Below are 13615 nucleotides of genomic sequence, written 5' to 3' on the forward strand. Positions count from 1 at the left end.
GGAGCGGGCTTGCCCCGCGATGGGCTCAACGCTTGTTCAAACCCTTGGCCAAGCGGTCCCCGCCCAGCTGGATCACTGCCACCAATGCCACCAGCATGACGATCACCGTCAGCATGATCTGGCTGTCGAAGCGCTGATAGCCATAGCGGTAGGCGATATCCCCCAGCCCTCCCGCACCGATCGCCCCGGCCATGGCCGACGAGTTGATCAGTGTCACCAGGGTGATGGTGAAACCGCCGACGATCCCCGGCAGCGCCTCGGGCAGCAGCACATGCCAGACGATGTGCCAGCGCCGGCAGCCCATGGCCTGGGCCGCTTCGACCAGGCCATGGTCGACCTCGCGCAGGCTGACCTCGGCAATCCGTGCGAAGAATGGCGTGGCAGCAATGGTCAGCGGCACCACGGCCGCCCACACGCCGTAGGTGGTGCCGACCACCAGGCGGGTGAAGGGGATCAGCGCGACCATCAGGATCAGGAACGGGATCGAGCGGAACAGGTTGACGATGGCGCCCAGCACCCGGTTGAGCGCCGGCGCCTCGAAGATCCCGCCCTTGTCGCTGGTGACCAGCAGCACTGCCATCGGTACCCCCACGAGCAGCGCCACCAGCGAGGACACGCCGACCATCAGCAGGGTGTCGAGCAAGCCTTGCAGCAGGCGATCAATCCACATGGCCCAGTACCTCCACATCCGTAGCCCAGCGCCGGGCGCGTTCGAGCAATTGGTGAGTGTCCAGCGGTGAGCCGCGCACGGCCAGGATCAACTGGCCCAGGGCATGCTCGCCGATGGTTTCGACGCCGCCCTGGAGCAGGCGCACGCGGCCACCCAGGTCGCCGAACAGCGTGCTCAGCTCCGGTTCACCGACCAGCTGCAGGCGCAGTACCACGGCCGCATCGCGGCTGTTCGGGCTGGCCCGCAGGCTGGCCTGCAAGGCGGCGGGCAGGCGCGTCTGCAAGGGCGCGAGCAAGGTGCGGGTGACCTCGTGGCGTGGCGCACCGAATACCTGCCATACCTCGCCCTGCTCGACCACTTCGCCGCGCTCGAGCACCACCACGCGCTGGCAGATATCGCGGATCACCGCCATTTCATGGGTGATCAGCACCACGGTCAGGCCCAGCCGCTGGTTGATGTCGCGCAGCAGTTCGAGGATCGATGCGGTGGTTTCCGGGTCGAGCGCCGAGGTGGCTTCGTCGCACAGCAGGATCTCGGGGTCGTGCACCAGCGCCCGGGCGATGCCGACCCGCTGCTTCTGCCCGCCGGACAGCTGCGCCGGGTAGACGTGGTGTTTTTCCGCCAGCCCCACCAGCTCCAGCAGCTCGCGCACCTTGCGCTGGCGCTCGGGCTTGCTCACGCCGGCCACCTTCAACGGCAGCTCGACGTTCTGCCACACGGTCTTGGCCGACATCAGGTTGAAGTGCTGGAAGATCATGCCGATGCGTCGGCGCAGGGCCACCAGGCGGTCTTCGTCGAAGGGCGCGATGTCCACCTGGTCGATCAGCACCCGGCCCTGGCTTGGCTGCTCCAGGCGGTTGATGGTGCGCAGCAGCGACGACTTGCCGGCGCCGCTGCGGCCGATGATGCCGAAGATCTCGCCGCGGCGGATGTTCAGGTCGATGCCTTGCAGCGCCGGTTGCGCCTGGCCCGGGTAGGTCTTGCCCAGGCCGATGAAGCGCACATGGGCCTGGTTCACCTCCGGGCGCAGCACTTGTTCAGGCGCCCTGAGCGGCACCGGCTGCGAGGGAAGCGCCCTGAGGGCGCTGGCCTGGCTCATGTCAGCCTTCCCAGCCGGCCTGGTACAGCTTGCCATGGGCCTTGTCCAGGGCTGCGCGCACGGCGGGCGAGTGTTGATAGATGTCGACGAACTTGGCCAGGCGCGGGTCGTTCTTCTCCTGCGGGCGGATGACGAACTGGATCACGTATTCCTTGTTTTCCAGGCCGTCGAACAGCAGCGCCGAGGTGGCGTCGAAGGTGTTGGCCAGGCGGATGTAGGCCGGGTAGCCCTGCACCAGGTCGGCGTCATCGTAGGCGCGCACCAGCTGCACGGCCTCGACCTGGAGAATTTTGATCTTCTTCGGGTTGGCGACGATGTCGTCTTCGGTGGCCTTGTAGCCCACGCCCGGCTTTAGGGTGATCAGCCCGGCCTTGGCCAGCAATTGCAGGCCACGGCCACTGTTGATCGGGTCGTTGGCGATGGCCACGCTAGCGCCTTCGGGCAACTCGGCAAAGCTCTTGTACTTTTTCGAGTACAGGCCGACGTTGTTGATGATCCCTGGCGCGTAGGGCACCAGGTTGAAGCCGGCGGCGGCCTTGGCGTTCTCCAGGAAGGGGATGTGCTGGAAGTAGTTCACGTCGATGTCGCCGCTGTTGAGGCTGACATTGGGCGCGATCCAGTCGCTGAACTCGATCAGCTTCACTTCCAGGCCTTGTTTGTGGGCTTCTGCCACCGCCGCTTCCAGCGGGATGGCGAAGGCGGCGGTGGTGCCGATCTTCAGTGGCTCGGCGGCGAAGGCGGCGGCGGACAGTCCGAGGCCCAGGGCGATGGCCGCGACGGGCCGGAACAGTTTCTCAAGCATGGTGCAGGGCTCCAGTCGGGGCAGAGGCGTGGGTGTTGCGGTAGGTGGATCCGGGGTGGTCGGCGGGCAGGTGCGGGTGGTCGCTGGCGAACAGCTTCTCGCGCAGGGTGCCTTCGGCGTACGCGGTCTTGTAGCGGCCACGGCGCTGCAGTTCGGGTACTACCAGGTCGATGAAGGCCTCGAAGCTTTCCGGGGTGACGGTGCGGGTCAGGTTGAAACCGTCCAGGCCGGTGTCGTCGAGCCAGCCGATCAGTTGCTCGGCGACCTGTTCGGGGTTGCCGACCAGGGTCACGTAACGCCCGCCCAGGGCGTGCTGCTCCAGCAGGCGGCGGCGGGTCCAGGCGCTGTCCTGCAGTTGGCGGGTGGCGGATTGGATGGCATTGCCCTTGGCGAAGCCGATCGGCTCGTCCAGCCCGTAGCGCGAGAAATCGATACCGGTGGAGCTGGCGAAGTGCGCCACGCCGGCCTCGGGGCTCGCGTAGTGCAGGTACTCGGCGTGCAGGGCGCGGGCTTCGTCTTCGGTTGCGGCAACGATCACGCTGATGCCCATGAACACCTTGACCGCCTGCGGGTCGCGACCAGCGGCTTGCGCTGCTGCGCGCACCTTGTCGACCTGGGCGCGGGTGGCGGCCTTGTCCTGGCCGCTGATGAACACGCACTCGGCATGGTTGCCGGCAAAGGCCAGGCCCCGTGCCGAACTGCCGGCCTGGAACAGCACCGGGGTGCGCTGCGGCGAGGGTTCGCACAGGTGGTAGCCCTCGACGTCGTAGAACTCACCGTGGTGGGTGACCTTGTGCACCTTGTCCGGGTGCGCATACACACGCTGCGCGCGGTCGGCGACCACGGCATCGTCGTCCCAACTGCCTTCGAGCAGTTTGTACAGCACCTGCAGGTACTCGTCGGCCTGGTCGTAGCGGCGGTCGTGCTCGGGTTGCTGTTCCAGCCCCATGGCCCGGGCGGCGCTGTCGAGGTAGCCGGTGACGATGTTCCAGCCGACCCGGCCGTTGCTCAGGTGATCGAGGGTGGAGAGGCGCCGCGCGAACAGGTAGGGCGCCTCATAGGTCAGGTTGGCGGTAAGGCCGAAGCCCAGGTGCCGGGTTGCCGACGCCATGGCCGAGACCAGCAGCAGCGGGTCGTTGACCGGCAGCTGGATCGACTCCTTGAGTGTCACGTCCAGCGATTGGCCATACACGTCGTAGGTGCCGACGATATCGGCGATGAACAGCCCGTCGAACAGCCCGCGCTCCAGCAGGCGGGCCAGGTTGGTCCAGTAGTCGAGGGTCTTGTACTGGGTCGAGGTGTCCCGCGGGTGGGTCCACAGGCCGTGGTTGATGTGCCCGATGCAGTTCATGTTGAACGCATTGAGCAGGATCTGCTTGGCCATCAGATGGTCCCCCGGCGCGGCGGCTTCTCGTCGTTGAGGTAGAAGTTGCCGATGGCGTGGTACTTCCAGCGCACCGGGTCGTGCAGGGTGTGCACCCGGGCGTTGCGCCAGTGGCGATCGAGGTTGTGCTCGGCCAGGGTGGCCTGGCTGCCGGCTAGTTCGAACAGGGTGGTGCCGGCGGCCAGCGAGATTTCGGTGCTGATCGCCCGCGCCTCGGCCACGGCAATGGAGGCCGCGGCGAGGGTGTCGGCGGTGCTGTCGGCCTGGGCGATGTCGAGGATTTCGCCGGCGCGCTCCAGCAGCGCTTCGGCGGCGTGCAGGCGGATCGCCAGGTGGCCGAAGCTCTTCAGCGTCAGTGGGTCGTCGCTGGCCTTCTCGACACCCGAGTCGACCCACGGCCGGCTGCGGGTGCGCACGAAGTGCAGGGCGTCTTCGAAGGCGGCGCGGGCAATGCCGGTGTCGATGGCCGCGTGGAGAATCTGTGCCAGCGGGCCGACCGTGGTCGGGCGCTCGAAGGCGCTGCCGAACGGCACCACGTCTTCGGCGCGTACCGGCACGTTGTCGAACACCACCGAACCGCTGCCGGTGGTGCGCTGACCGAAGCCGCTCCAGTCGTCGATCACTTCGATGCCCTGGCTGTCGGCGGGTACGAACGCCAGGTGCTGCACGTCCTGTTCGTCGATCACCAGGGTCGGGATGCGTTGGGCATAAATGGCGCCGGTGCAGTAGAACTTGCGGCCGTTGATGCGGTAATGCTCGCCGTCACGGGTCAGGCGTGTGGTGCGTTCGTGGGCGTTCTTGGTACCGATTTCGGCCAGGGCATTGCCGAAGCGCCGGCCAGCGAGGACTTCGGCATAAAGCCGTTTCTGTTGCTCCGCGCTGCCGTTCACCCGCAGCACTTCCAGGGCGTAGAAGTGGTTCTGCGGGATCTGCCCGATCGAGGCGTCGGCCTGGGCGATGCGGGCCACGACCTTGGCCAGGGTGGCACTGGACACGCCGGCGCCGCCAAAGGCCTTGGGCACGCTGATGCCCCATAGGCCGGTGTGCACGAAGCGTTCGAGTTCGGCGTGGGGCAGGCGGCGTTCGCGGTCGCGCACGGCGCTGTCCTGGCGCAGGTGGTGGGCGAGTTCTTCGGCGACGGCCAGGGCCTGGGCGTCGTTGGTGATGAGGGATGCAGTCATGGTGCTCTCCGAAGGCCTCATCGCGGGGCAAGCCCGCTCCCACGTCGTAACCGTGGGAGCGGGCTTGCCCCGCGATGAGCCGAAAATCAGATCCAGGAATGGCGGGCTGGCAGGCTGCCGTTGAGGTAGTAAGCGCCGACCGCGTGGTACTTCCAGCGCACCGGGTCGTGCAGGGTGTGCACCCGGGCGTTGCGCCAGTGCCGGTCGAGGTTGTACTCGGCCAGGCTCGCGCGGCTGCCGGCCAGCTCGAACAGCTTCTCGCTGGCCTGCAACGAGATCTCGGTGGTGAGCACCTTGGCCTCGGCCACCGCGATCGAGGCCCGCGCCGCAGCGGCATCGTCGATGGGGCCGGCGTTGACATCGTCGAGCACCTTGGCGGCCCTGCGCAGCAGCGCTTCGGCGGCATGCAGGTCGAGCTTCAGGCGGCCGATGTCGGCGATCACATAAGGGTCGTCGCTGTTGCGCTCGACCTTGGCTTCGATCCATGGCCGCGACTTCTCGCGCACGAAGCTGATCGCGTCCTCGATCGCCGCTTCGGCGATACCGGCGTCGATGGCCGCCTGGATCAGTTGCGAGGCCGCGCCCTGGATGTTCGGTACATCGCGCTGGCGCCAGTTATCCACAACCAGGTCGGCGTCCACCGGTACCTGCTCCAGCAGCACGGTGCCGCTGGCGGTGGTGCGTTGGCCAAAGCCCGACCAGTCGTCGATGATGCGCAAGCCGCGGCTGCCACGGCGCACGAACGCCAGGCGCTGGCGGCCTTCGTCGTCCAGTGCCTTGACCGCTACCCAGTGGGCGTACAGGGCGCCGGTGGAGTAGAACTTTTCGCCGCTGATGCTGAAGTCGTCGCCCTTGCGGGTGATGCGCGCCTTGAGCGTCAGGGTGTCCTTGGTGCCGCGCTCCGGCCCGGCATTGCCGATGCGCCAGCCGTCGAGCACGGCGCGGAAGATCCGCTGTTTCTGCGCCTCGGTGGCAGTCAGACGCACCAGTTGCAGGATGCCGAACTGGTTCTGCGGGATCTGCCCCAGCGCCGGGTCGGCGGCGCTGATCAGGCGGAACACTTCGGCGATGGTCACGAACGACACTTCCGGGCCGCCGTAGGCCTTGGGGATGCTGATGCTGCCCAGGCCGCTGCGGGTGAACTGTTCGATCTCGGCCCACGGCAGCTTGCGCTGCTGGTCGCGGCTGGCGGCGTTGTGGCGGGCCACTTCGGCCAGTTCACGGGCGGCCTGCAGGGCCTCCTGGTCGCTCTGCAGCACCTTGGCGGGCAGCAGCAGGGGTGAGCTGTCGGTGTCGCTGTGCGATTGGGTAGTTGGCTGGCTGGACATCAGTGCCGCTCCTTGGCTGCACTCAATGCCCTGGCGTTGGCCACTGGGGTGATTGTGATCCTGACCATTCCTTACCTCACAAAAGTTGACTGTGCCGCCTCGGGGTGAGGTCGGCAGACGTTTGCTGGTCCGGTGGTCCGGTCTATATACCCTATTCGTTTGTAAAAGCTTTATGAACTAACGTTTGGGAATATCAATAGAAGAACTCAAGGGTCGAAAAAAATCGCGGGGCAAGCCCGCTCCCACGCATGTTCCAGCGTGGGAGCGGGCTTGCCCCGCGATTGCGGTGGATCAGTCCTGCGCGGCAGCGGTCCCGAGGAACTTGCGCAAGAACTGCCGCGTACGCTCCTCTCTGGGGTTGGCGAACAGCGCCTTGGCCTCACCCTGCTCCACGATCACGCCCTTGTCGAAGAAGATCACCCGATTGGCCACATCGCGGGCAAAGCTCATCTCGTGGGTGACGATGATCATGGTGCGCTTTTCCTCGGCCAGGCCGCGGATGGTCGCCAGCACTTCACCCACCAGCTCGGGGTCGAGCGCCGAGGTGGGTTCGTCGAACAGGATCACCTCCGGCTCCATGGCCAGGGCGCGGGCAATGGCCACCCGCTGCTGCTGGCCACCGGACAGGCGCCGGGGGTAGGCGTCTTCCTTGCCGGCCAGGCCGACCTTGGCCAACAGGCGCTTGCCCAGTTCGATGGCCTTGTCGCGAGGGGTCTTCTTGACGATCACCGGCCCTTCGATGACGTTGTCCAGCGCGGTGCGGTGAGGGAACAGGTTGAAGTTCTGGAACACGAAGCCGGCCTGCTGGCGCAGGCGGCGAATCGCGCTTTGCTGGCCGCCCAGGGGGCGGTTGGCGTCGATGCTGATATCGCCGATCTGGATGCGCCCGGCGTCGGGCGTTTCCAGCAGGTTGAGGCAGCGCAGGAAGGTGGTCTTGCCCGAGCCGCTGGGGCCGATGATGGCCACCACTTCGCCCGGTTGTACGGTGAGGTCGATGCCGTTGAGCACGGTCTGGCCCTTGAACCGCTTGGTCAGGCCTTCTACTACGATCATCGTCAGTGCTCCTGGTCGTGCTGGTTGACCCGCGCTTCCATGCGGTTCTGGAAGTGCGCGAGGATGCTGCAGAGGATCCAGTAGATCACCGCAACCGCCAGGTACATGGTGAACACTTCGAAGGTGCGGGCCGTGATCAGCTGCGCCTGACGGAACAGCTCGGGCACCTGGATGGTCGCCGCCAGGGCGGTGTCCTTGACCAGCGAGATGAAACTGTTACCCAGCGGCGGCAGCGCGGTGCGCAGCGCCTGCGGCAGGATCGCCCGGCGCATGGCCTGGGTGCGGGTCATGCCGATGGAAGCCGCGGCCTCCCACTGGCCACGGTCGATCGAGGAGATCGCCGCACGCAGGATCTCGCAGATGTATGCCGCCATGTTCAGTGACAGACCGATCAGCGAGGCCGGGATCGGGTCGAGCTCGATACCGATCTGCGGCATGCCGAAATAGATCACGAACAGCTGCACCAGCAGCGGCGTGCCACGGAAGAACGAGACGTAGATGCGTGCCAGCCAGTCCAGCGGCAGGATCTTCGACAGGCGCATCAGTGCCAGGGCAAAGCCCAGCACCAGGCCGAAGAACATGCCGCCGACACTGAGCAGCACCGTGTAGCCAGCGCCCTTCAGCAGGAAGGGCGTGGAGTCGGCAACGAGTTGCAGGCTTTCAGCAATCATTTGGTGACATCGGCACCGAAGTATTTCTCGGACAGCTTGGCCAGGGTGCCGTCAGCCTTCAGCTTGTCGATGGCCTTGTTGAGTGCGGCCAGCAGCTCGGGCTCACCCTTGCGCAGGGCCACGCCGCTTTCCAGGCGCGAGAAGGCGTCGCCGGCGAGCTGGGTGTCCTTGGCTTTTTGCGCGTATTCCAGCGCGGCCAGGCGGTCGATCAGGATGGCGTCGATGCGGCCGTTGCGCAGGTCGGCGAACTTGCTCGGGTCGTCTTCATAGGTGCGTACTTCGGCTTTCGGCACGTCCTGCTTGACCCATTGCTCGTAGTTGGTGCCCAGGCCCACGCCGACCTTCTTGCCCGCCAGGTCCTGCGCGGTCTTGATGTTCAGGGTGTCGGCTTTCTTCTTCAGGATCAGCGCCTGGATACCGGAGACGGTGTAGGGCTCGGAGAAGTCGTACTTCTTCTTGCGCTCGTCGGAGATGGTCACCTGGTTGATCACCACGTCCAGACGTTTGGACTCCAGCGCGGCGAGGATGCCGTCCCATTTGGTCGGCTGCACCTTGGCCTTGACCCCCAGCTCCTTGGCCAGCAGTTCCGACAGCTCCACTTCGAAGCCGGCCAGCTTGCCGTTCTCATCCTGGAAGCTGAACGGAGGGTAGGTGCCTTCCAGGCCGACGTTGATCACGCCTTTTTCCTGGATGGTCTTCAGTTGCTCGCCGGCGAAGGCCTGGCCGAGCAGGCCGGCGCCGAGCAGGAGCGCCAGGCTGGCATTGAGAAGGGGTTTGGCGAATTTGGACATGTGTGGCCCCGCGCTTGTTGTGGAAGTAGTGGGTGGCAAATATAAAGCTGGGCCGTATAGGCCTGGAAATAATAAAAAAACCGGTTGTTATTCCATGTTTGCACATTGCCATCCCGTGGCACGGTTGAGGGTAGCCACGAATGGACACCCCGTCAGCGTTGCTTATGCCGGACTTAGCGCAGGATGGAATAAAGCGTTGTTTTTTCCAAGGGGGGGATTTGTCGTATCGTGGATGCCATTCAGTCGGTGCTGGCCCCTTCGCGGGTAAACCCGCTCCCACAGAGATCGCACATTTCTCAAGTTGAGCAAGATCCTGTGGGAGCGGGTTTACCCGCGAAGAGGCCGGGGCTGACGATAAAAACAGTCGGCCTGATCGGCAGGAGATCCACCGTGAGCGAACAACCATCAACAGCCCATTGGCAACTGCAGGGCATCGTCACCGGCCTGCGCAGCGCCCGTGAGCAATGGCGCAGCAGCAATGGCCGCAGCAGCGGCGAGCAGGGCGGCCGCGAGCTGCCGTCGCGCGAGGCGCTGCGCCAGATCCTCGAGCAACTGTGCGGCGCGCTGTTCCCCATGCGCCTGGGCCCGGTGGACCTGCGCGAAGAAAGCGAGGACTTCTACGTTGGCCATACCCTCGACGCCGCGCTGACCGCGCTGCTGGCCCAGGCTCGCCTGGAGCTGCGTTACGCGGCGCGCCATGGCAAGACCGACGTCACCGACGTCGACGCCCATGCCCTGCGCCTGGTGCAGGACTTCGCCGCCGCCCTGCCGGCCCTGCGCGTGCTGCTCGACACCGATGTGCTGGCCGCCTACCACGGTGATCCGGCGGCGCGCAGCGTCGACGAGGTGCTGCTGTGCTACCCGGGCATCCTGGCGATCATTCACCACCGCCTGGCCCATCACCTGTACCAGGCTGGCTTGCCGCTGCTGGCGCGGATCAGCTCGGAGCTGGCGCACTCGGCCACCGGCATCGACATCCACCCCGGTGCGCAGATCGGCCCGAGTTTCTTCATCGACCACGGCACCGGCGTGGTCATTGGCGAGACGGCGATCATTGGCGAGCGGGTGCGCATCTACCAGGCGGTCACCCTGGGGGCCAAGCGCTTCCCCAGCGACGAGTCGGGGACCCTGCACAAAGGCCTGGCGCGCCACCCGATCGTCGAGGACGACGTGGTGATCTATGCCGGGGCGACCATTCTGGGGCGCATCACCATCGGCAAGGGCTCGACCATTGGCGGCAACGTGTGGCTGACCCGCAGCGTGCCGGCCGAGAGCAACATTACCCAGGCCAATTTGCAGTTGGATTGCGAGGGCAAGAAAACCCTCTAGCATCGCGTATATGGCGCGTGGGAGCGGGCTTGCCCCGCGATTGCAGGGGTGGGCCGGACACTGCAATCGCGGGGCAAGCCCGCTCCCACGATGCATCCTGTTCGGTCCCCGCCCAGCGGCATCGGGTCGCATTGAAATCCGATCCATGTTTAACTTGAACGCTTGTTCAATGTAAAACGCTGGTCCATTGCCGGTGTTCAACAGGAGGATTCCTTTGCTGAACCCGTACAATCCGAACCTCACGTCCTTTGACGAGGTGCACGCCCGATGAGTGCACCAACGCCTTCCCTTGCCAATGGCAAGATCCGCATGAACCCCCCGGTGTTCTACTTCGCGGCAAGTTTCATCCTGCTGTTCGGCCTGGTGGTCATCGCCATGCCGCAAGCGGCCGGCGAATGGTTGCTGGCGGCGCAGAACTGGGCGGCCAACACCGTCGGCTGGTACTACATGCTGGCCATGACCCTGTACCTGGTGTTCGTGGTGGTCACTGCGGTGTCCGGCTACGGCAAGATCAAGCTCGGCGCCGACCACGACGAACCCGAGTTCAGCTACCTGTCCTGGGCGGGCATGCTGTTCGCCGCCGGCATCAGCATCACGCTGTTCTTCTTCTGTGTTTCCGAACCCCTGACCCACATGCTCCAGCCGCCCCAGGGCGAGGCGGGCACGGCCGAGGCCGGGCGCCAGGCGATGCAGATCCTGTTCCTGCACTGGGGCCTGCATGGCTGGGGCGTGTTCGCCTTCGTCGGCATGGCGCTGGCCTACTTCGCCTATCGCCACAACCTGCCGCTGGCGCTGCGTTCGGCGCTGTACCCGCTGATCGGCAAGCGCATCAACGGCCCGATCGGCTACGCGGTGGACGGCTTCGGCATCATCGCCACGGTGTTCGGCCTGGGTGCCGACATGGGCTTCGGCGTGCTGCACCTGAACGCCGGGCTCGACTACCTGTTCGGCATCAGCCACAGCCAGTGGGTGCAGGTGCTGCTGATCACCCTGATGATGGGCGCGGCGGTGGCCGTGGCGGTCGCCGGGGTGGAGAAGGGCGTGCGGGTGATGAGCGACATCAACCTGTTCCTGGCCTGCGCGCTGCTGCTGTTCGTGCTGTTCGCCGGGCCTACCCAGCACTTGTTCAACACCCTGATCCAGAACCTCGGCGACTACCTCGGCGCCTTGCCGCGCAAGAGTTTCGACGTGTACGCCTATGGTGAAAACCGTGACTGGCTGGGTGGCTGGACGGTGTTCTACTGGGCTTGGTGGATTGCCTGGGCGCCGTTCGTGGGCCTGTTCATCGCGCGCATTTCGCGCGGCCGCACCATCCGCGAGTTCGTCTTCGGCGTGCTGCTGATCCCGCTGGGCTTCACCCTGGCGTGGATGTCGATCTTCGGCAACAGCGCGCTGGACCAGGTGATCAACCACGGCATGACCGCGCTGGGCCAGTCGGCACTGGATAACCCGTCGATGAGCCTGTACCTGCTGCTGGAAACCTACCCGTGGAGCAAGACGGTGATCGCCGTGACGGTGTTCATCAGCTTCGTGTTCTTCGTCACCTCGGCCGACTCCGGCACCGTGGTGCTGTCGACGCTGTCGGCCAAGGGCGGTGGCGCTGACGAAGACGGGCCGAACTGGCTGCGGATCTTCTGGGGGGCGATGACTGCGCTGATCACCAGTGCCCTGCTGTTCGCCGGCAGCATCGACTCGCTCAAGTCTGCGGTGGTGCTGACCTCGCTGCCGTTCTCGCTGATCCTGTTGTGCATGATGTGGGGGCTGCACAAGGCCTTCTACCTGGAGAGCCAGCGGCAGATCGCGCAGATGCATTCGCTGGCCCCGTTCGCCCAGTCGCGGCGCGGCCGAGGCGGCTGGCGCCAGCGCCTGAGCCAGGCGGTGCATTTCCCGTCACGCGACGAGGTGTACCGCTTCATGGACGACGTGGTGCGCCCGGCGATTGCCGAGGTGCGCGAGGTGTTCGAGCAGAAGGGCCTGGTGCTGATCACCCAGGACGACCCGAGCCACGACAACGTCAGCCTGAAGATCGGCCATGGCGATGAGCAGCCGTTCATCTACCAGGTGCAGATGCGTGGGTATTTCACGCCGTCGTTCGCCCTCGGTGGGCTGGGTACGCAGGACTTGAAGAACCGCCGTTATTACCGAGCGGAGGTGCACCTGAGCGAGGGCAGCCAGAACTACGACCTGGTGGGCTACAGCAAGGAGCAGATCATCAACGACATCCTCGACCAGTACGAGCGGCACATGCAGTACCTGCATCTGGTCCGCTGAGGATTCAACGCAGGCTACGTGGGAGCGGCGGTGCGGCGACCCGACTTGCCCCGCGATTGCGATGGTGGATTCAGCACAGCCATCGCGGGGCAAGCCCGCTCCCACGCTCTACACCGGCAGGTATCAGAACGGCGCATCCCCAAGGATGGTCGCCCGGTGCATCACCCGCCGATTGGGCCGGTAGTCATCCACCGCGAAATGCTGGGTCACGCGGTTGTCCCAGAACGCCACGTCGTTCTCCTGCCAACGCCAGCGAATGCTGAACTCCGGCCGCGTCGCATGGGCGAACAGCAGCTTTAGCAGCGCCTCGCTTTCATACTCGTTCAGCTCGTTGATTCGCGTGGTGAACCCCTCGTTGACGAACAGCGCCTTGCGTCCGCTGACCGGGTGGGTGCGCACCACCGGGTGCGACAGCGGCGGGTTGTTGCGCCGGGTGGTTTCCCAGCGCGCCAGGTCCTCGGGCGTGGTGCCGAAGCGCTCCAGCGGGAACGATTTGGTGAAGTCATGGGTGGCGGTCAGGCCGTCGAGCATCGCGCGCAACGGCGCCGACAGTGCCTCGAATGCGGCAATGCCACTGGCCCACAAGGTGTCGCCGCCGTAGGCCGGCAGCTGCTTGGCGCTGAGCACCGCGCCCAGTGCCGGGGTCGGCAGGAAGGTCACGTCGGTGTGCCACACGGCGTTGTCGCGCACGTCGGTCACGGCGGTGTCGAGGATCAGCACCTGCGGGGTTTCTGGCACGTTGGGGTAGATCGGGTGGATATGCAGGTCGCCGAAGTGGGCGGCGAAGCGTGCCTGTTGTTCGGGGTTGATCGGCTGGTCGCGGAAGAACAGCACCTGGTGCTCGAGCAGCGCCTGCTCGATGGCGTCGCGCTGTTCTGCGGTGATTTCGCGGCTGATGTCGACGCCGCTGATCTGCGCGCCCAGGGCCGGGCTGAGAGGGGTGATGGTCAGGCTCATGGTGGTATCTCGCTTGAGAATTCGTGTCCCGTTATCGGGCAATATCGCGGGGCAAGCCCGCTCCCACGCTTTCCATTCA

At 65.6% G+C, this 13615-nt stretch carries 12 protein-coding genes; 2 read left to right on the plus strand and 10 right to left on the minus strand.

Features of this window, described 5'->3' with window-relative positions:
* Positions 1-25 precede the first annotated feature (25 nt).
* The 9 genes from DM373_RS02610 to tcyJ all read right to left on the minus strand — a co-directional run bounded on the left by DM373_RS02610 (position 26) and on the right by tcyJ (position 8979).
* Entirely contained in the window at positions 26-670 is a 645-nt protein-coding gene (locus tag DM373_RS02610) for a methionine ABC transporter permease (protein WP_110992071.1), read from the minus strand.
* Positions 660-1769, minus strand: a complete 1110-nt coding sequence (locus DM373_RS02615; RefSeq protein ID WP_110992072.1) for a methionine ABC transporter ATP-binding protein — start codon at positions 1767-1769, stop codon at positions 660-662. Before DM373_RS02615 ends, DM373_RS02610 begins: the two co-directional genes overlap by 11 nt.
* A gap of 1 nt (position 1770) precedes the next feature.
* Positions 1771-2571: a MetQ/NlpA family ABC transporter substrate-binding protein gene (locus DM373_RS02620; protein WP_110992073.1), complete on the minus strand. Its 801-nt coding sequence runs from the start codon at positions 2569-2571 to the stop codon at positions 1771-1773.
* Positions 2564-3955, minus strand: coding sequence for an LLM class flavin-dependent oxidoreductase (locus tag DM373_RS02625; RefSeq protein WP_110992074.1), 1392 nt, complete (start codon positions 3953-3955; stop codon positions 2564-2566). Before DM373_RS02625 ends, DM373_RS02620 begins: the two co-directional genes overlap by 8 nt.
* The gene (locus DM373_RS02630) at positions 3955-5136 is read right to left on the minus strand and encodes an SfnB family sulfur acquisition oxidoreductase (RefSeq protein WP_110992075.1); all 1182 of its coding nucleotides are present in this window, start codon (positions 5134-5136) and stop codon (positions 3955-3957) included. Before DM373_RS02630 ends, DM373_RS02625 begins: the two co-directional genes overlap by 1 nt.
* A gap of 86 nt (positions 5137-5222) precedes the next feature.
* The gene (locus DM373_RS02635) at positions 5223-6464 is read right to left on the minus strand and encodes an SfnB family sulfur acquisition oxidoreductase (protein WP_110992076.1); all 1242 of its coding nucleotides are present in this window, start codon (positions 6462-6464) and stop codon (positions 5223-5225) included.
* Between the two features lie 291 nt (positions 6465-6755).
* A complete protein-coding gene (gene tcyN / locus DM373_RS02640) occupies positions 6756-7517 on the minus strand; it encodes an L-cystine ABC transporter ATP-binding protein TcyN (RefSeq protein WP_110992077.1) in 762 nt (253 codons plus the stop codon).
* Positions 7518-7519: 2 nt separating this feature from the next.
* Positions 7520-8188, minus strand: a complete 669-nt coding sequence (gene tcyL / locus DM373_RS02645) for a cystine ABC transporter permease (RefSeq protein ID WP_110992078.1) — start codon at positions 8186-8188, stop codon at positions 7520-7522.
* Positions 8185-8979 carry a cystine ABC transporter substrate-binding protein gene (gene tcyJ, locus DM373_RS02650; RefSeq protein ID WP_110992079.1) on the minus strand — a complete coding sequence of 265 codons (795 nt, stop codon included), beginning with the start codon at positions 8977-8979 and terminating at the stop codon, positions 8185-8187. The genes tcyL and tcyJ overlap by 4 nt, the downstream gene beginning before the upstream one ends.
* Before the next feature lie 390 nt (positions 8980-9369).
* Between tcyJ and epsC the strand changes: the two genes are divergently transcribed.
* Positions 9370-10308: a serine O-acetyltransferase EpsC gene (gene epsC, locus DM373_RS02655; RefSeq protein ID WP_110992080.1), complete on the plus strand. Its 939-nt coding sequence runs from the start codon at positions 9370-9372 to the stop codon at positions 10306-10308.
* A 309-nt stretch (positions 10309-10617) separates the two neighbouring features.
* On the plus strand, positions 10618-12579 hold the full coding sequence (gene betT / locus DM373_RS02660) for a choline transporter BetT (protein ID WP_167409787.1): 1962 nt from the start codon (positions 10618-10620) through the stop codon (positions 12577-12579).
* A 123-nt stretch (positions 12580-12702) separates the two neighbouring features.
* Here the strand turns inward: betT and tauD are convergent, their stop codons facing one another.
* Positions 12703-13536: a taurine dioxygenase gene (gene tauD / locus DM373_RS02665; RefSeq protein ID WP_110992082.1), complete on the minus strand. Its 834-nt coding sequence runs from the start codon at positions 13534-13536 to the stop codon at positions 12703-12705.
* Between the last annotated feature and the right edge of the window lie 79 nt (positions 13537-13615).

The sequence above is a fragment of the Pseudomonas sichuanensis genome (assembly GCF_003231305.1).
Taxonomy (GTDB): Bacteria; Pseudomonadota; Gammaproteobacteria; order Pseudomonadales; family Pseudomonadaceae; genus Aquipseudomonas; species Aquipseudomonas sichuanensis.